The following is an 18,562-nucleotide window of genomic DNA, read 5'->3' as shown; positions in this document are numbered from 1 at the left end:
GAACGCCGGGCGCGCTGTTGCCGACGGCGGCAAATCCGGACGATCCGTTCGTGATGGCGCCGCGCCGCATCGAGTTCGACAGCGGCCGCATGCTCCAAACCCAGATCATTGTCCAGAAGAGCTCAATCCTGTTGCCCTATCGCGCGGCCGTCAACTGCGCGCTCGAACGCCGCCACCGCGAGGTGCGCAAGCTGTGGCATGACATGCTCCGAAGCGTCGCGACCGCCATCGCTAGTTCAAATGACGAGAAGCCTTGATGCAAATCAAAGGACCGCGGTGAAGGCGGGCAAACATCCCGCTGCTACCTTTCCGTGATCCGATCGGAGTACCGACCATGAAGGCTGTTTCCGTCGAAGAAGCCGTTGCGATGATCCCGGCGGGCGCCAGCATCATGGTTGGCGGACTCATGGGAGTCGGGACTCCGGAGCGGCTGCTCGACGAAGTCGTTCGCCAGAATAAGGCAGGCCTGACTTTGGTCTTGAATGACGCGGCGACGCCCGGCAAGGGTGTCGGCAAACTGTTCGATCAGGCACTGGTGTCGAAGCTGACCGCACCTCATATCGGCCTCAATCCGAAGGCGCAGCAGCAGATGCTGGCGAACCAAATCGCCGTCGACCTGTTCCGCAGGGCACCTTCGTCGAACGCATTCGCGCAGGCGGATGCGGTCTCGGTGGCGTGCTGACGCCGGTGAGGCGTCAGGCGTTCATCGTTAGGTTGCTTTTTGAGGTTCTCGAGCTCGTGGGGATCCGCGCAGCACCCGCCGAAAACCGGATACAGAATGGCGGTAGCTCGATCGGTTGCCATTGCCGAGCCCGGATCGCGAAACAGCTTCCGCCGTTCGTGCATTCCTAACGTATGGCATTATTATCGCTCGCGAGCGCATTGAGACAGACTGAGGTTCTGGTTTTCCTTGAAGCTGGAGCACTAGAATGATTCCTCGATCACGCAGATATCAGCCGGAATACGATTCAATCGCGAATAGATCACGTATGGGCATGGCCCTTCTGGCCGCACTCACTCTCGCGGCGCTCCCGACTGTCGCGCCCGGCGCCGATAAGCCGGCGCTGAGCCCGGACACAGCAACACCGCTCGTAACGACTTCACGCATCTCTGCGACGGTCGAGTTCGGGCTGCCGGCTCTCGCTGCGGCGATCGAGCGGGATATTCCAAAGCGGCTTGCCACCATCGACGAACGCGTCAACTGCGTTCATCGTCGTGTATTTATCTTCCGCGTCAACGCCAATTGCGATGTCTGGGGCTTCGTCGACCGGACTAGCCCGGTCTCGCTGTATGGCCGGGGCGACCGCGTCTTCGGAGCGGTCTCCATATATGGCGCCGCCGAAGGCCAAGGAGCCAATCGTTTCACGGCGCGCATTCGCGGCGACACCGAGGCGCGCGCGACGATCGAGGTTGAAGCGCGCCCCGAGCTGCGGAGGGATGGGTCGCTGCAGCTAAACATCAGCGACTCCTTCCACTGGAGCGAACATCCCTACCTTCACGTGCTCGGCCGCGAGTTTGACCTGGCGCCCTATGTCGAGCCCAACATCCGGACGCAACTTGGCCGCATCCGGTCGCGCGCGCTGGCGGCGGCGCGCGCACTCGACCTGCACGGCAAAGCCGAGATGGCGTGGCGTCACGCGTTTGAACCCATCAAACTCGCGGAGGATCCACCGGCCTGGCTGCAGCTGACCCCGCAGAGCGCGGCTTTCGCCGGAGTCCGCGCCGACGCCAAGCTGTTGTGGGGATCGCTTGAACTTACCGGCTCCGCGGAAACCGTGATAGGGCAGCAGCCGCCGGCTGTCACGCCGACAGGACTGCCTCCGCTCGGCACTGCGGTGGCGGAGCCGGGAACTTTCGACGTCATTCTTCCCTTCCGCATCAACTACGACACACTCAAGGACAAAATCAGCCAGGCGATGGCAGCCGCGCCGGCCCAGGACACTTCCGTGCGCGAGGTTCAGGTTTATCCGTCATCGGGTAAACTCGTGATCGGCGTGCGCCTGGCACAGAGTTCGGACACCGATTCTAGCGCAGGCCAATGGACCTATTTCTCCGCCTCGCCAAAAATCGATACTGACGCCAGGGCCTTCAGTCTCGGCGAAATCGACCTGACAACTTCGTCAGATGACAGCCAGATTCGATCCGCCGTGCAACAGCTGGCGGCGCAACTGAAGAATGTCGCTAATCTCGACTACCGCATCTCCTATCAGAACCTACTCATGGCGGCGAACGAGCGCCTGACGCGCCCACTGAAGGATGGCTTTCGCATGGAGGCGCGCCTCGACTCGGCAAGGCTCGAGAAAGTGCAGTTGTTGAGCGAAGGAATCGTGATTGCTCTTCATGCCAGCGGCAGTCTGAAGATACTTTACGGCTTGTAAGCACGTGAGCTGGACCATGCGGTACTTCAATTTCGTCGGCCGCTGGCGGCACAAACGGATGTCAAATGCGCTCGTCGCCGCAGCGATCTCTGGCCTGGCGCGGATAGCGTCGGCCCAGACGGCATTTTATGATGCGCCGGAATCATTGCTCGCTGGTGCGCCGGGCACCCTGGTGCGGCAGGAGCCGATGGACGGCGCTCCGCTCGGCGCCTCCACCTATCGCGTGCTTTATCGGTCGACGGGGCTGAACCGCCGGCCGGTCTTTGTGTCCGGCGTCGTTATCGTCCCGCAAGGTGCGCCCCCGCCCGGCGGTCGTGCGATCGTTGCTTGGGCGCATCCTACATCGGGCACCGTCCCGCGCTGCGCGCCGTCGCTCGCGATTTTTCTGTTTCAGCAGATCCAGGGCCTTCGCTCGATGATCGCCCGTGGCTTCGTCGTGGTGGCGACCGATTATCCGGGGCTCGGCACGCCGGGCCCGCATCCTTATCTGGTGGGTGAGAGCGAAGGTCGCGCCGTGATCGATATCGTGCGCGCCGCACGCTCCCTTCCCCGGGTAGGCGGGGGCAAGGACTTCATCGTATGGGGACATTCGCAAGGCGGCCAAGCCGCGCTCTTCGCTGGGATGATGGCAAACGTTTACGCCCCTGAGCTGAAGCTTCTCGGCGTCGCGGCGGCGGCGCCAGCGACGGATCTTGCGAAGCTGATGAGTGACGATATCAACTCGATCGGTGGCAAGAACATCACGGCGATGACGCTATGGTCGTGGCACCGCGTCTATGGAGCCGCCATCGACAATGTCGTCGATCCGCGCGCCATGCCTGCCATTGACAGGCTGGCGCAAGAATGCATCGAAGGGCCTTTCGACCTGATCGTCAGGCAAAGAACAGGGAGGCCGCTCGAGCAATATTTCCTGATGGTGCAAGATCCGACCAAGGCCGAACCTTGGCGCTCGCTTCTTGAACAGAACAGCACTGGTGTGCTCTCGCCTGAGATCCCCATCTTTCTGGCGCAGGGGACCAGCGACCAGATCATCCAGCCGGCGGTTACCCAGGCCTACATGGACAGGCTGTGCAAGGCGGGCAGCAAGGTCAGGATGATCATGCTGCCCGGTATCGGCCATGGACGCGCCGCGCAAGCGAGCACGATGGCGGCGGTGAACTGGATCACTGACCGCTTCGCCCGGAAAACACCTCCGGACGACTGCGTCAGATAGGCCACCTTCGCTTCGCGAGCGAAGGTTGGTGGGACCGGCAGAACTCGAACCAGCAACCAGACCTTATGCGCGGGAGGGGACAAGGCCCAAGCTGGCGGTGTATTCACACGTCGTGTGCCAAACGCCATCGAGCAAGATCTGATTCCACCAACGCGGAAGACCTTTGGGCCCAGTGGAGCTTGGTGAAGATCTGATGGTGATCGAGGTCGGAGAGAAGGTTGAGGTCCGAAGACCCGCGAAACCTTGATCTTACCGTGAGAGATGCCGTGGTCGAAGCGCTCGAGCCAATTTTCTGTGCCGCATCAGTCCGGGCCGGTGTTCCTGCGCATGGACTTCCCGCCGATGATCCCGGCGCTGCGCTCGGGGCGCTTCGATGCCATCAACACCGGCCTGTTCTGGACCGAGGAGCGCTCCAAGATGCTTTACCTCGTGCCTTATGCCCAGCAGGCGATCAGCATCTACACCGATCCCTCCTCCAGCCTGAAGCTGGAGAAATTCGAGGACCTCGCCGGCCGCGTGGTCGGTGTGGAATCGGCGACCTACACCGAGCGCAAGGCGCGCGAGTTCAGCACGGCGATGGAAGCCAAGGGCCTCAAGCCGATCGAGCTGCGCACCTTCACCACCGTCACCGCCACCTCTGCGGCGCTGCGCGCTGGACAGCTCGAGGCCGCGCTCAACATCAACGAGACCGCCAATTCGCTGGAGCAAAAGGGCATCGCGAAGATCTGGGTCCGTGACATCGCGGGCACCGACATCACCTTCGCCTTTCGTGACAAGCTGCTGGCCCAGGCCGTTGCCGAGGCGCTGACGGCGATCCGCACTGATGGCACCTATGACAAGCTGTTCGACAAGTTCGGCATGACCAAGCTGAAGGCGACGACGTTTGCGATCCGTGGGGATGGGCCGACGAACTGACAGGCCTGCGTCGCCTTGATAGCAACGATATTCCAAGGAGTTATCGTCTCCTTACGAGGAACTACAGCGGGACCAGGTGCACGCGTGTGCACTCCAACCGGGATGCGCGTTCAGACCGCAGCGCCGGGCGCTGCCGTTCGGTGGCCATTAGCACGGAACTTGCATAAATTCTGGGCGACATGGACGCCGCATGAACCTCATCAGCCTCGACATCCGCATGCTCCGGTCGCTGATCTCGGTGGTCGAGACCGGAAGTATCACCGAGACCGCGCGCCGGCTGGGCCGTACCCAGCCGGCGATCACGCTGCAATTGCAGCGGCTGGAGGAGCTGACCGGCAAGCAATTGTTCGAGCATGGCGGCCGCAGGCTGACGCTGACCGACGACGGCACCACCGTTCTCACCTACGCCAAGTCCATCCTGCGGTTGCATGACGAGCTGATCTCGCAACTGGCGTCGCAGGAGATCGAGGGCCAGGTCGTGCTCGGCACGCCCGACCTCTATGCGGCGTTCATGCTGCCGTCGATCCTCAGCGTGTTCCGAAAATCCTTTCCGCGCGTGCAGGTCGAGCTCAACTGCGCGCTGTCGACGCCTCTGGTCGGCCTCGTCAAGCGCGGCGATGTCGACATTGCGCTCGTCACCCGCATGAATGATTTCACCGGCGGCCAGGTGGTGCGGCGCGAGCAACTGGTGTGGATGACCGGCGAGCAGTCTGCCGCGCATCAGGAGCGTCCGATTCCGCTGGCGCTCCTGCCGCCCGGCAACATCTATCGCGACTATGCCATCGACACGCTGGAGCGCGCGAATTTGCGCTGGCGTATCGCCTGCGTCAGCGAAAGCGTCGGCGGCCTTCAGGCCGCGGCCTTCGCCGGCATGGCCGTCACCGTGCTCGGCCGCAGCGCGCTGGTGCCGGCGATGCGCGAGATCGGGCCGAACGAAGGCCTCCCCCCGCTGCCGAAGATCGAGCTCTTGCTCTACAAATCGAGCGGCGCGACCTCGAAAGCAGCGACCGCACTGCATGATTATCTCGCACACTATCTGCGGCTCGATGAAGAGTTAAGCGGTCGCGACGCGCCGATCGAGCTGTAGCTCACCCCTTCCGGCGTAGCGCCAGCTGCGGCCAGAATTTTGCCCAGGGTTGTGCCGCTTCGAAGGCGGCCGCGATGCGGAAGATGGTGGGCTCGTCGAGCCATGGCGCGACGATCTGAAGCCCGATCGGCATTCCGTCGCGGTCGAAGCCGCACGGCAGCGTCGCCGCCGGAAGGCCGGCAAGATTGATCGGCCAGGTGAATGGCGACCAGCCGAGATGCGGGTCGACCTCGCGGCCGTCGATGTTTCCGACGCCGATCTGGCCGGCCCCGAACGCGGTCACCGAGACGGTCGGCGTCACCAGCGCATCGACGCGCTCGAACAGTTTGACGAAGGCGTTGCGCGCCTGCCCACGGCGATAGCCAGCTTCGACGTAGTCCGTGCCGCTATAGCGCCGGCCGACGCCGACGACATCGCGATAGGCGGCCTCCGAACCGGCGAGATCGGCCGTGGTCTTGCCCGCAACGGCCGCCGCCTGCTCGGTGAAGGCGATCGGCTTCAGCGTATGCTCCAGAATGCCGGGATCGAGCGTGGGACCATCCATGGTGACCTGCGCGCCGCAGGAATCGAGAATGGCGAGAGCCTTGCCGAATGCCGCCGTCACGTCAGGACTGACTGCGGCGTAACCGAGATCGACGCTGGCGGCGATGCGAATGCCGTTCAGCGCTGCGGCGTCGGTATCGAAGCGGCGGGATGGCACGGGAAGGCTTGCGGCATCGCGCATGTCGTAGCCGGCGATGATCTCCAGCGTCAGCGCAGCGTCTGCCACCGTACGTGTGATCGGCCCGGTATGCGCGAGCGAGGCCCAGGACGGCGGCGAGAAACCGGGCGAGCGCGGGACCAGCCCGAAGGTCGGCTTGAGACCGAACACGCCGCAGAACGACGACGGCACGCGGATCGAGCCGACGCCATCGGTGCCGATCGCGATCGGGCCACAGCCGGCCGCAACGCCTGCCGCCGCGCCGCCGCTCGATCCGCCGCTGGTGCGGCCGGGATTCCAGGGATTTCGCGTGGTGCCGGTAACCGGGCTGTCTGCCGTGAGCTTGTAGCCGGACTCGCAGGTGGTGGTTTTGCAGGTGATGATGGCGCCGGATGCTTTCAACGCGGAGACCACGGCGGCATCGACCTCGGGCACGAACGCCTGGTTCATCGGCGAGCCGGCATAGGCCGGCACGCCCGCGACGAAGACGAGATCCTTGATCGTGACGGGCACGCCGGCCAGCGGCCCCATGACCTCGCCCGCGCGCATCTCCTTCGTGAGACGATCAGCCTCCGCCCTCGCCTGCTCGTACATCGGGGTCACGATAGCGTTGCAGGCTTCGTTCGTCACCTCCAGCGCGGCGATGGTGTCGTCGACGACATCGCGCGGCGTGAATGCCTTGCGCCTATAACCGGCCACGATCTCGGTTGCAGAGAGCGCGCCAAGGCCAGTCGGCGCCGGCGGGAAGGCCGTTCGGCCGGAACCATCAGTCATCATGAACCCTAAGAGAGCTAGCTGAGCGCCGCTTCGACGGCGCGTTTGGCCATGACCGTGACGAGATGCGCACGGTAGTCGGCTTCGGCATGGATGTCGGAGGTGAGGCCGTCGGTGTCGATCTTGATCGCCGCGATCGCGGACGGATCGAAATGACCCGACAGCGCCGCCTCCATCGGCGGCACGCGGAAAACGCCGGGCCCGGCGCCAGTGACCGCGACGCGAACGCCATCGGCAAATTTCGCGACGAACACACCGACCAGCGCGTAACGCGACGCGGGGGCCTTGAACTTCGCGTACCCCGCCTTGGCCGGCACGGGAAAGCGGATCGCGGTGATGATCTCTCCACTCTCAAGCGCGGTCTCGAACAGGCCAAGGAAGAACTTGTCGGCCGCGATCTCGCGCTTGCTGGTGATAATGGTGGCGCCGAGACCGAGCACGCCAGCGGGATAATCCGCGGCCGGATCGTTGTTTGCGACCGAACCGCCGATGGTGCCGCGACTGCGCACGGCGGGATCGCCGATCATCGAGGCCAGCGCGGCGAGGCCGGCAATCTTCGTCTGCACCAGCTTCGAGTCCGCCACCACTGCATGGGGTGTCATGGCGCCGATGGTGATGGTGAGGCCGTCATCGGCTATGCCCTTGAGGCTTCCGAGCTTCGACAGATCGACCAGCGCGGATGGACTGGCCAGCCGTTGCTTCAGCGTCGGGATCAGCGTCATGCCGCCGGCGACGAGCTTGCTGTCCTCGATCGAGGTCAGGAGCTTGGCCGCATCGGGGATCTGGTCCGGTTGGTGATAGGCAAACGGTTTCATTGTTGTCCTCCCTATTCCGCAGCAACCGGCAGCGACGCGTTCTGCAGCAGGCGCCAGATCCGGTTCGGGGTCGCCGGCATGTCGACATGGGTGACGCCGAGATGAGACAGCGCATCGACCACCGCATTGATGACGGCCGCCGGCGAACCGATGGTGCCGACCTCTCCGCAGCCTTTCACGCCCATCGGCGTGTGCGTGCACAGCGTCGAGTGGGTCGCAACCTTCATCATCGGGAGATGGTCGGCGCGCGGCATGCAGTAGTCCATCAGCGAGCCCGACAGCAACTGGCCGGAGCCTTCGTCATAGACCGCGTTCTCGAACAGCGCCTGGCCGACGCCCTGCACGATACCGCCATGCAGCTGGCCCTCGACGATCATCGGGTTGATGACCGTGCCGACGTCGTCCACCGCCGTATATTTCACCAGCGTCACCGTACCCGTCTCGGGATCGACCTCGACCTCGGCGATGTGGCAGCCGCCGGGATAGGTGAAGTTGACGGGGTCGTAATAGGCCTGCTCCTCAAGCCCCGGCTCCAGCATCTCGAGCGGATAATTGTGCGGTACGTAAGCTGCGCCCGCGATCTCCTCGAACGTCTTGATGCGGTCCGTGCCGGCAACGGAAAACTTGCCGGCCTCGAACTGGATATCGGCTTCAGACACTTCAAGCAGATGCGCCGCGATCTTCTTGCCCTTGACGATCACCTTGTCGGTCGCCTTCGACAGCGCAGCGCCGCCGACGACCAGCGAGCGCGAGCCATAGGTGCCCATGCCGAACTGGACGCGGTCGGTATCGCCGAACACGATGTCGACGTTCTCGAACGCGACGCCGAGCTTGTCCGAGACGATCTGCGCGAAGGTGGTCTCGTGGCCCTGGCCGTGATTGTGGGTGCCGATCATGACCGTCACCTGGCCGGTCGGATGCACCCGCACCGTGGCGCTTTCATAGAGGCCACCGCGCGCACCGAGCCGTCCTGCGAAGCGCGACGGCGCAAGGCCGCAGGCCTCGACATAGGTGGAGTAGCCGAGCCCGCGGAATTTGCCTTTGCGGGCGGACGCCGCTTTGCGCCCGCCGAAATTCTTGACATCGGCCGCGACCAGCGCGCCGTCGAGACAGCCCACGGGATCGCCGGAATCGTACTGCACCAGCACCGGCGTCTGATAGGGATAGGCCTCCTTCGGGATCATGTTGCGGCGGCGGATCTCGACGCGGTCGATTCCCATCTCGCTGGCGGCGACATCGACGATGCGCTCCAGCACGAAGGTCGCCTCGGGCCGGCCGGCGCCACGATAGGCGTCGACGGGCACGGTGTTGGTGAAGACCACCTTCACATTGCAATAGATCGCGGGCGTGGTGTAGACGCCGCCAAGCAGCGGGCCATAGAGATTGGTCGGGATGTTCGGCCCGAAGGTCGAGAGATAACCGCCCATATTGGCGAGCGTGTTGACGCGGAAGGCGAGGAACTTTCCGGTTTCATCCAGCGCCAGCTCGGCTTCGGTGACGTGATCGCGGCCGTGGCGATCGGAGACATAGCCCTCCGAACGACTCGCCACCCATTTGACCGGCCGCCTCACGCGCTTGGCGGCCCAGGTGATCACGGCCTCCTCACCGTAGTGGAACTGCTTGACGCCGAACCCACCGCCGACATCGGGCGCGACCACGCGCAGCTTGTGCTGCGGAATGTTCAGCACCAGCGCGCCCATCAGGAAGCGCACGACATGCGGGAACTGGCTTGTGGTCCACAGCGTGTAGCGATCCGTGCCCGGCTCGTATTCGGCGATGGCCGCGCGCGGCTCCATGGGGTTGCCGATCAGGCGATTGTTGACGAGGCTCAGCCTCGCGACATGCGCCGCCCTCTTGAACGCGGATTCGACCGCGGCCTTGTCGCCGAGCTGCCAGTCGCAGCAAATGTTGTTCGGCACGTCGTCGAACAATTGCGGCGCGTCGGGCCTGACGGCTTCGAGGACGCCGACCACGGAGGGCAGCACCTGGTAATCAACCTTGAGCAAGTCAGCCGCCGCATTGGCCTGCTCCGGAGTTTCTGCGATGACGAAGGCCACCATATCGCCGACGAACCGCACCTTGTCCTGCGCCAGCATCGGAAACGGCGGCTCCTTCATCGGCGCGCCCTTGGCATCGGTGATGCCCCAGCCGCAGGGCAGCGAGCCCAGCCCATCGTCGGCGACATCGTCGCCGGTCAGGACCGCAATGACGCCGGGCGAAGCCAGCGCGGCGCTCTTGTCAATGCCGCGCAGCACCGCGTGGCCGTGCGGCGAGCGCACGAACACGCCGGCGGCCATGCCGGGGCGCTTGATGTCGGAGACGTAATTGCCACGGCCGGTGAGAAACCGCTGGTCCTCTTTCCGCTTTGGCGCGGCGCCGATCCCGATCACATTGCCCATGGTCACTCTCCCTTGGCGGCGTGCATGGCGGCAGCGCCGGCCATGACCGAGATGACGATGTTCTGGTAGCCGGTGCAGCGGCAGATATTGCCTTCGAGGCCGTGGCGGACATCGGCTTCCGTCAGATCCGGCTTTTCGGTCGCAAGCGCGACGGCCGTCATCAGCATGCCCGGTGTGCAGAAGCCGCACTGCAGCCCGTGATGCTCGCGGAAGGCCTCCTGCATCGGATGCATTTGGTTCGAGCCGGGGGCGCCCGTCAGGCCCTCAATCGTGAGCAATGTCGCACCGTCGAGCGCGGGCGCGAGCAGCGTGCAGCTCTTCACCGGCAGGCCGTTCAGATGCACGACGCAGGCCCCGCACTGGCTGGTGTCGCAGCCGATATGGGTGCCGGTGAGATGGAGCTGCTCGCGCAGGAGCTCGGCGACGAGTGTTGCCGGCTCGACGTTCACAGTTGTTGGCCGTCCGTTGAGGGTGAAGGATATCTGCACGGTCATGCTCCTGTGCGCGACGGGTCTTTAGGCGAGTGGAAGTGCGCTGCCGGTGGCCCATGTGGCCATCACGACGTCGCCGACAGTAAAGGGATCTGCAAAGAAGGTCTTTTCCGGCACGTAGGCGACGAATTCGTCATCCGGCACGGTGTCGAGCATGACCTTGACGAAATAGCCCTGGTATTCGATCGCGAGCACCCGGCTCGGCAGCGACGTGGTGCAACCCGGCGGCAGCTCCTTGCCGGGCCTCACCAGCGCGACGTCGTCGCGTCGCACGGCGATATCGACCTTGTCGCCGACGCTGACGGTCGGGCGGGCCTGAAGCGGCACCTCGATGCCATCAGGCGCGGCCTGCGCCAGCGTGAAGCTCGCACCGTTCACCTTCTCCACCCTGCCCGAGAGCACGTTCTGACCGCCCATGAACTCGGCGACATAGCGGTCATGCGGATGGGCATAGACCTCGCGTGCCGGTCCGGCCTGCTTGATCCTGCCCTGCTCCATCACCACGACGAGATCCGCAAGCGCGATCGCCTCGAGCTGGGTGTGGGTGACGTGAATGAAGGTGATGCCGAGCTCCTGCTGCATCCGCCTGAGCTCCTGGCGCATCTGGACGCGGAGCTGCTCATCGAGCGCCGACAGCGGCTCGTCGAGCAAGAGCACGCGCGGCTCGGTGATGGCGGCGCGCGCCAGCGCCACGCGCTGCTGCTGGCCGCCGGAAAGCTGGGCCGGCAGGCGGTCGGCGAAGCTCGTCAGCCGGACCTTTTCGATCATGGCATCCGCCGCGCGCAAACGATCCGCCTTGGACTGGCCGCGCACGCGCAGCGCAAAGGCGATGTTCTCTCGGACCGTCAGATGCGGAAACAGCGCGTAGGACTGGAACATCATCGCGGTGCGGCGCTGCACCGGCGCGAGGCCGACGACGTTCTGCCCGCCGATCACGATCTCGCCCGCGGTCGGATCCTCATGGCCGGCAATCATGCGCAGGATCGTGGTCTTGCCGCAGCCGGAGGGGCCGATGAAGCAGCAATAGGCCCCATCGGCGATCTTGAGATTGACGCCGTCAACGACATTCGTGACGCCGTCAAAGCTCTTGCAGACGCCTGCCAGCTCGATATCGCCGCGATCGTTCTTCATTCCTATCCCTTTGCCCGGCTGCCGCGCTTCTTCTGGATCAGCACGATGGTGCCGAGGCTGGCACCGATCACGATGAAGGAGACGATGGTGGTCACCGTGCCCAGCGCGTAAAGCGAGGGCGATGTGACGTTCAGCGTCATGCTCCAGATTTCCAGCGGCAGCGTGTTCAGCGAGCCTGCGGTCTGAAGACTGCGGGCGAACTCGTCATAGGACAGTGTGAAGCCGAACAGCGCGACGGCGATGAGGCCGGGAGCCAGAACCGGGATCATCACCAGCCAGATCGATTGCCAGCGGCTGGCGCCGAGATCGTAGGCCGCCTCCTCCCACGCATGGTTGAAGCGCGACATCACCGCGAACATCACGAGCACCCCAAACGGCAGCGTCCAGGACAGCTGCGCGCCGAGCGCCGAGGTGTACCAGCTGGCATTCAGCCCGAGCGCTTGGAACAACAGGCCCGTACCGAGGCCGAGCACGAGGCCGGGCGCAACGAGGCTGCCGATCATCATGTAGAAGACGAACGTGTCGCCGCGAAAGCGCTTGCGGAAGCCGAGGCCGGCGAGGAACGACACCACGACCGTAATGATGGTGACGATCACGGCGAGCTTGATGGAGCGGTCGAACGAGCCTTTGACGTCGCCGGTGCGCACCTGGGTGAAGAGATCGACGAACCAGTGTATCGACTGGCCCTTCATCGGGAAGACGAGGCCGCCGCGGATGTCCTGGAACGACAGGATGTAGATGCAGAACATCGGGCCGTAGAGCGCGAGCACGTAGAACGTGAACAGCGCCGCCAGCACATAGAACGTCCAGGGACGCCCATCCTTGCTGGGCGCGATCGCCTTGGTGGCTGCAGGCGCAATCGTCTTGGTCGTTTCGATCTTGCGCATGTCGGCGAGAACCGCGCTCATCGCGTGATCTCCTGCCTGACATCGACGGTGCGCAGGATCAGCGAGACGATCGCGACCAGCACCAGCGTCAGCAGCACGGCGCTCGCCGCGGCGGTCGGATATTGCAGCACGCCGACGTCCTCGTAGAAGGCGCTGACCACCGAGGCGGAGCCGCCGCCGGACATCACCTTGACCACGAAGAAATCGCCCATGACGATCGACACTACGAAGATGGTGCCGAGCGCGATGCCGCTCTTGGACATCGGCACCACGATCAGGCGCATGATGTCGAAACGGCTGGCGCCGGCGTCGATCGCGGCCTCGATCAGCTTCTTGTCGATCCGCGCCATGGAATTGAAGATCGGCACGATCATGAAGATCGTGAGCTGGTGGACATAGGCGATGACCACCGCAAGGTCGGAGAACAGCAGCACCTCCAGCGGCTGGCGGATCACGCCCATCGCCAGCAGAGCCTGGTTGATCAGGCCTTCCTTGCCGAGCAGCGGGATCCACGAAATCATCCGGATGATGTTCGAGGTCCAGAACGGCACCGTGCAGAGTAGAAACAGGCCGATCGCCAGCAATTGGTTGCGGACGTGGAAGACCAGGAAATAGGCAACGAAGAAGCCGATGATCAGGGTGAAGATCCAAGTCAGCACCGTGAACTTGATGGTCGCCAGATACAGCTTCAGCGTCAGTACCGAGTGCAGCACCTCGACGTAGCTCGCTAGCGTGAAGCCCGGCGTCAGGCCGCCAAAGCCATCGGTGGCGAAGAAGCTCGCCGCCAGCACCACCAGGATCGGTGCCACGAAGAACGGCACGAGCACCAGGACCAGCGGCGAGACGTAGAGCCAGCCGGCCAGATTGGATCGCGACGGAGTTGGACTTTGAGCTGGACTTGGCTGCATGTCAGCGAATGCCTCGACGTCGATCTCATCCGCCGGCGCGTCGCCGCGCCGGCGCCTTTCGTCAGGGAAAGCAGGTTTCAGGCCACCTTGAAATCATTCCAGCGCTTGTTCATGTAGGCGGCTTCGTCCATCAGCGTGTTCCAGCACGAGATGTTCTTGACGCGGTCGAGGAACGAGCCGCCGTCTCGCTTGGTGCCGGCCTTCTCCATCGCAACGCCATAGGGGTCGCTGACCACCTCTGGCGCGGGCTGGCCCTCGTACCAGAATGCCCATTCCGCCGGCGTGAGGAATTTCTTCGCAGTCGAGGGCACCGGGCTGTAATAGCCGTAGCGTGCGACGAAGCCGCCCTGCCAGCCCGAGAGGTACCAGTTGAGATATTCGTAGGCAGCATCCAGCTTCTTGCCGGAAAGGTGCTTCATCAGGCCCATGCCGTTGCACCAGCCGCGGTAGCCTTCCTTGCCGTTCTTGACGTTGACGGGCGCGTAGACGCAGGGAATTTCCTTGACGCGGACGGCGGCCACCGCCGGCGACCACATCGACTGGATGATCACCTCGCCCGCCGCCATCAGCTGCACCGACTGGTCGAACGTGGTCCAGGTCGCGCGGAACTGGCCCTGCTTCTTCAGCTCGATCAGCTTGTTGCAGGTGAAGTCGATCTCCTCCTTGGTCATGTTGCCTTTGTTGCCGTACTTGATCAGCCCGGCGCTCTCGAAACAGAGTGCGGCGTCCATGATGCCGATCGCGGGCACGTCGAGGATCGCAGCCTTGCCCTTGAACTTCGGGTCGATCAGGTCCTTCCACTCCGTGACTTCATGGCCGACGAGATCGGGGCGATACCCGATGGAGTCGGCATTATAGACCTGCGGCAGGAACGTCGCCCATTCGGTGACGCCGTCATTGAGATCGGTCGCATCGGGCTTGGCGATGTACATGGCTTCATAGGGCGAGATGCCCTGCCGCGGGATCTTGTGGCCGTCGATCTCGCCCTTGGTGAAGATCGGCAGGATATTGTCGAACTCATTGATCTTCTTGACCTCGATGCCCTGGATCACGCCGCGCTTGGCCGCAAGCTTGGCCTGCCAGCCCTCGAGGTCGGCAATGTCGACCGTGTTAGGCTGGCTTATGAAGCGATTGATCGCGGCGGAGGTGTCGAGGTTCTGCATCGTCACCTTGAAGCCGAGGTCCTTGGCGGCCTGATCGCCGATCGCCTTCACCACCGAATAGGAGACGCCGACATGGCGCAGCTCAATTTCCTTGATCCCCTGCGACCAGATGGTCGGGAATCCGTGGATCGCATCCGCCCCAGCGGCCGCGCCTGCAATCGCTGCGACACCCTTCAACAGCGTGCGGCGGCTCAGCTTTTTTGCCTCCCCCGGCTTCGTTCCAGGGTGGCCGACACCAGCATTCCCCTTATTCCTGTCAAGCATGGCAACCCTCGTTGGTTACAATGAGCGGCCGCAACGACCTTCAGCGATCCGTGCGGATGTGATCAGTTGCGCTTGAGGCTATTGACGGGATTTTGCGAAGTAAAATTGGAAGTAGAAATTCGCGACATAAGCGCGACTAATGGCTCAACTCTCTGCATTTCATCTCGGCACGCAGCTTAGGAAAGCGGCAGACGGTATACCTGGCACGACGAATGCAAACTTGATGGAGTGTTCACGACGCACCTGATTTGATGCGTAATCGCCGCAGCATCCGCATGCTCCGACACGAGCCCGTTCACGTCGCGGCTTCACGCATCATCGCCTTCAGCATTTCCGAGAGCACGCTGGCGATCGCGCTCGTCCCGCGCTCGTGGCCGATCAGCATGAGCGTCTGCGTCTCGTGCGCCAATTCGCGCACCGGCACATAGACCAGACGGCCGACGCGCCGCTCGAACTCGATATCGAACGGCGTCAGATAGGTAATGCCATTATCGAGAATGGCGGCATGGCGCATGATTTCGATGGCGTTGGTCTCGATAATCGGCAACGGTTCCAGCGAAGCTTTCGCAAATGCCGAATCCAGGTAAGGCCGGATCACCGTCGACCCGTCGGCAATCACCAGCGGATAGTCGACGCAGTCACTGAGTCGGATCTGACTGCGCCTGGCGAGCGGATGGTTCGGCGCCATCACCGCGCCGAGCTTGCCGGCGGCCCGGGCCAGCACCTTGAGATGACTGCCGCGGGTGAAGTCGAAGCCGATACCGAGGTCGGCTTCTCCGCTGGCGACCGCGGACTGAATGTCCTCGCCTGTGGTCAGCAGCGTCAGGCAGAGCTGCACCCGAGGATTAGAGACACGAAACTGCTTGACGGTTCCGGGCACGAGGTTCGAGGCGAGACCGCTCATCATCGCCACGGTGATCTCACCACGGCGCAAACCCTTCAATTCCTCGATCTTGCTTTGCGCGCGGGTCAATTCCTTCAGGGTCTGGCGAATATGGCCGACCAGCACCTCACCCGCCGCAGTCAGAATCAGCTTGCGCGGGAGCCTTTGGAAAATGGGCGTGCCGAGGTCGGTCTCAAGCGCAAGAATCTGACGGCTGATGGCGGAGGCCGCGACATTGAGATGGCTCGCAGCCTTGCGGATCGATCCGGTGCGCGCCACCTCGTCCACGTAAGTCAACAGGCGGCCCGTGCAGCATCCCCTTGCTCCTACTTGAAAAAAGTCCCCGTTCCGGAGGATGCTGTTACGTTGCCTGAAAGGCAACAGTGTTTGCGAAATAAAGCGCTTTTGCGCAAGCCTTTAGGCGTGCTGAATGGGTCATGGCTCGTCACGCGTACGCCCTACGCTGTCGAACCGACTGCAACCAGGAATCTCCTCTATGGCGTTCAGCGTCGAAAACCTCGCTCAGTCCAAGGCCTTCCGCATCTCGCCGACGGACACCAACTATTTCGTGATGCTGTTCGATCATGAGAGTGACCGGATCGACAATATCTTCGTCATCGAGATATTCCGGCCGGGCGGCGCGACGCCCCCCAATGAACATGCGGCTGCGCACGAATTCTTCCATGTGCTGCACGGCGAAGGCATCGCGCGCTGCGACGGCAAGACGCTGCCGATCAGAAAGGGCGACTCGCTGCTGCTGCATCCCGGCTCAGAGCACGTGATCGAGAACACCGGGGCCGGCAAGCTGTATTGCCTGACGGTAATGACACCGAACGAAGGCTTTGCCGAATTGATCCGCGGCGGCGAACCGGTCGACCTCGAGGCCGACGACATCGCCGTGCTGCAGGGACGCGACGTGGCGGTTCAACGATGACCGATATCCGCCTCCAACGGGTCGATGATCCGGTCGATGACCTCCTGCCGCTCGGCGCCAGCGCGCGCAACCGCTGGTCGGTCTCGGCAAGCCAGGCAAACCTCGTGCGGCCGCCGGTCGAGCCGCAGCCGGTGACGATCGATGCCGGCGCCAAGCTCGTGACCTTCGATCTCGCGCGCACCGCCATCATCGTCATCGACATGCAGAACGACTTCTGCCATCCGGACGGCTGGCTTGGCCACATCGGTGTCGACGTGACGCCGGCACGCGCGCCGATCGCGCCCCTGCAACGGCTGTTGCCGGTGCTGCGCGGCCTCGACGTGCCGGTGATCTGGCTCAATTGGGGCAACCGGCCGGATCGGCTCAACCTCAGCCCGGCTCTGCTGCATGTCTACAAGCCGTCCGGCACAGGCGTCGGCCTCGGTGACCGGCTGCCGGGCTCCGGTGCGCGGGTACTGGAACGCGGCAGTTGGTCGGCCTCGATCGTCGAGGAGCTGACCGTCGAGCCCAATGACATCCATGTCGCCAAGTATCGCATGTCAGGCTTCCAGGATACCGAACTCGATAGCATCCTGCGCAACCTCAATGTCACGACGCTGTTGTTCGCCGGAGTCAATGCCGACCAGTGCGTGCTCTGCACGCTGCAGGATGCCAACTTCCACGGCTACGACTGCATGCTGCTGCGCGACTGCGCCGCCACCACGTCGCCTGACTACTGCATGGCTGCGACCGTCTACAACGTAAACCAATGCTTCGGCTTCGTGCTGGAGTCTCCCGTCCTTACCGCCGCCCTCGCCCGTCGCGGGCCGCGATCGCCGAGGTAAGCGCGCCATGAACGATCTCACACTCTTTGACCCCTCGTCCAACCGCCATCCATCGACGGACAGGCTGGCAACGCTGCTCGCCGACCTCAGCGATATCCCCGTCGTGACCGATCCCACGATCGTGCGCCGACGCTCGCGCGATTTCTTCTGGTACAGCCCGGTCCTCAACGATCAGCTCAACGACAAGTCGGCCGATCTGATCGTCGCGCCACGCGACGAGACCGATATTGTTCGCGTCGTCGTGGCCTGCGTACGTCACCGTGTGCCACTGACCGTCCATCTTGCACGCGGGCCGGCGACTACATACGCCTACCTGCATTTTGCGCCGACTGGTGAGACACTCTTTCGCTGCATGGTATTGAAAGCGGCGCCTGCTCGATCGTCGCTGTCTGGACAATTTGTGAGGTCAGCAGCTGTCTGTGCCGGGCGTGCTGATCCTCGAACTATTGCGGGCTGAGATAACCGAGAGCGGAGTGCAATCGGCGCTTATTGTAAACTTCGTCGATGAAGCGGGGAAGGTTCTCGATAACGTCCTCGAACGTTTTGTACGCCATTGGATATACAGCCTCGACCTTCATGGTTTTCATGAAGCTCTCGGCCTTGGCGTTGTCGTACGGATTGCCGCGCCGACCTAATCGAGCCGACAAGCGCGTGCGCCGTCAGTGTGTCGCGATAGCGCTCGGAGGCGTATTGCGAACTCGATCCGAATGATGCACGCATCCAGCTGACGGGCGTCGTCGCTCGATCGCGGCCGCGAGGGCGGCGATTCAGCCGCGCATGGCTCGACCGGCTGATC

18 protein-coding genes and 1 pseudogene are annotated in these 18,562 nt (G+C 63.5%); 9 read left to right on the top strand and 10 right to left on the bottom strand.

Annotated features, from left to right (window positions below):
- The first annotated feature begins 17 nt into the window (after positions 1–17).
- From P6U29_RS10955 to P6U29_RS10930, 6 genes and pseudogenes are all read left to right on the top strand, one after another.
- Entirely contained in the window at positions 18–257 is a 240-nt protein-coding gene (locus P6U29_RS10955; protein ID WP_407117597.1) for a hypothetical protein, read from the top strand.
- Positions 258–334: 77 nt separating this feature from the next.
- A pseudogene (locus tag P6U29_RS10950) lies at positions 335–687 on the top strand (CoA transferase subunit A); the annotation flags it as partial.
- 308 nt (positions 688–995) lie between these two features.
- A complete protein-coding gene (locus P6U29_RS10945) occupies positions 996–2,378 on the top strand; it encodes a DUF4403 family protein (protein ID WP_407117596.1) in 1,383 nt (460 codons plus the stop codon).
- 4 nt (positions 2,379–2,382) lie between these two features.
- Positions 2,383–3,591 carry an alpha/beta fold hydrolase gene (locus P6U29_RS10940; RefSeq protein WP_407117595.1) on the top strand — a complete coding sequence of 403 codons (1,209 nt, stop codon included), beginning with the start codon at positions 2,383–2,385 and terminating at the stop codon, positions 3,589–3,591.
- 294 nt (positions 3,592–3,885) lie between these two features.
- On the top strand, positions 3,886–4,506 hold the full coding sequence (locus P6U29_RS10935) for a transporter substrate-binding domain-containing protein (RefSeq protein WP_407117594.1): 621 nt from the start codon (positions 3,886–3,888) through the stop codon (positions 4,504–4,506).
- A 190-nt stretch (positions 4,507–4,696) separates the two neighbouring features.
- Positions 4,697–5,593 (top strand): LysR substrate-binding domain-containing protein, encoded by an 897-nt coding sequence (locus tag P6U29_RS10930; RefSeq protein ID WP_407117593.1) that lies wholly within the window; start codon positions 4,697–4,699, stop codon positions 5,591–5,593.
- Position 5,594: 1 nt separating this feature from the next.
- On the opposite strand, the gene P6U29_RS10925 is transcribed toward P6U29_RS10930, so the two are convergent.
- The 9 genes from P6U29_RS10925 to P6U29_RS10885 all read right to left on the bottom strand — a co-directional run bounded on the left by P6U29_RS10925 (position 5,595) and on the right by P6U29_RS10885 (position 16,296).
- On the bottom strand, positions 5,595–7,067 hold the full coding sequence (locus P6U29_RS10925; RefSeq protein ID WP_407117592.1) for an amidase: 1,473 nt from the start codon (positions 7,065–7,067) through the stop codon (positions 5,595–5,597).
- 17 nt (positions 7,068–7,084) lie between these two features.
- A complete protein-coding gene (locus P6U29_RS10920; RefSeq protein ID WP_407117591.1) occupies positions 7,085–7,882 on the bottom strand; it encodes an FAD binding domain-containing protein in 798 nt (265 codons plus the stop codon).
- A gap of 11 nt (positions 7,883–7,893) precedes the next feature.
- Positions 7,894–10,281, bottom strand: coding sequence for a xanthine dehydrogenase family protein molybdopterin-binding subunit (locus tag P6U29_RS10915; protein ID WP_407117590.1), 2,388 nt, complete (start codon positions 10,279–10,281; stop codon positions 7,894–7,896).
- Between the two features lie 2 nt (positions 10,282–10,283).
- Positions 10,284–10,775, bottom strand: a complete 492-nt coding sequence (locus P6U29_RS10910; protein ID WP_407117589.1) for a (2Fe-2S)-binding protein — start codon at positions 10,773–10,775, stop codon at positions 10,284–10,286.
- A 21-nt stretch (positions 10,776–10,796) separates the two neighbouring features.
- Positions 10,797–11,903 carry an ABC transporter ATP-binding protein gene (locus tag P6U29_RS10905; RefSeq protein WP_407117588.1) on the bottom strand — a complete coding sequence of 369 codons (1,107 nt, stop codon included), beginning with the start codon at positions 11,901–11,903 and terminating at the stop codon, positions 10,797–10,799.
- Between the two features lie 2 nt (positions 11,904–11,905).
- Positions 11,906–12,811 (bottom strand): ABC transporter permease, encoded by a 906-nt coding sequence (locus tag P6U29_RS10900; RefSeq protein ID WP_407117587.1) that lies wholly within the window; start codon positions 12,809–12,811, stop codon positions 11,906–11,908.
- On the bottom strand, positions 12,808–13,698 hold the full coding sequence (locus P6U29_RS10895) for an ABC transporter permease (RefSeq protein ID WP_407117586.1): 891 nt from the start codon (positions 13,696–13,698) through the stop codon (positions 12,808–12,810). Before P6U29_RS10895 ends, P6U29_RS10900 begins: the two co-directional genes overlap by 4 nt.
- A gap of 77 nt (positions 13,699–13,775) precedes the next feature.
- Positions 13,776–15,125: a PotD/PotF family extracellular solute-binding protein gene (locus tag P6U29_RS10890; RefSeq protein WP_407117585.1), complete on the bottom strand. Its 1,350-nt coding sequence runs from the start codon at positions 15,123–15,125 to the stop codon at positions 13,776–13,778.
- Between the two features lie 295 nt (positions 15,126–15,420).
- The gene (locus tag P6U29_RS10885; protein WP_407119289.1) at positions 15,421–16,296 is read right to left on the bottom strand and encodes a LysR family transcriptional regulator; all 876 of its coding nucleotides are present in this window, start codon (positions 16,294–16,296) and stop codon (positions 15,421–15,423) included.
- A 208-nt stretch (positions 16,297–16,504) separates the two neighbouring features.
- Between P6U29_RS10885 and P6U29_RS10880 the strand changes: the two genes are divergently transcribed.
- From P6U29_RS10880 to P6U29_RS10870, 3 genes are read left to right on the top strand one after another with little or no spacing between them, the layout of a single operon-like run.
- Positions 16,505–16,942, top strand: a complete 438-nt coding sequence (locus tag P6U29_RS10880; protein ID WP_407117584.1) for a cupin domain-containing protein — start codon at positions 16,505–16,507, stop codon at positions 16,940–16,942.
- Positions 16,939–17,766, top strand: coding sequence for a cysteine hydrolase family protein (locus P6U29_RS10875; protein ID WP_407117583.1), 828 nt, complete (start codon positions 16,939–16,941; stop codon positions 17,764–17,766). The genes P6U29_RS10880 and P6U29_RS10875 overlap by 4 nt, the downstream gene beginning before the upstream one ends.
- A gap of 7 nt (positions 17,767–17,773) precedes the next feature.
- Complete coding sequence (locus tag P6U29_RS10870) at positions 17,774–18,223, top strand: hypothetical protein (protein WP_407117582.1); 450 nt, start codon at positions 17,774–17,776, stop codon at positions 18,221–18,223.
- On the opposite strand, the gene P6U29_RS10865 is transcribed toward P6U29_RS10870, so the two are convergent.
- Positions 18,210–18,353: an integrase core domain-containing protein gene (locus tag P6U29_RS10865; protein WP_407117581.1), complete on the bottom strand. Its 144-nt coding sequence runs from the start codon at positions 18,351–18,353 to the stop codon at positions 18,210–18,212. The two genes, P6U29_RS10870 and P6U29_RS10865, sit on opposite strands and share 14 nt — an antisense overlap.
- Positions 18,354–18,562 lie beyond the last annotated feature (209 nt).

Origin of the sequence: Bradyrhizobium sp. LMG 9283, from assembly GCF_045571415.1 — a bacterium.
Lineage (GTDB): Bacteria > Pseudomonadota > Alphaproteobacteria > Rhizobiales > Xanthobacteraceae > Bradyrhizobium.
The sequence above is the reverse complement of the archived record's forward strand: the minus strand, read 5'-3'. Positions and strand labels throughout refer to the sequence as shown.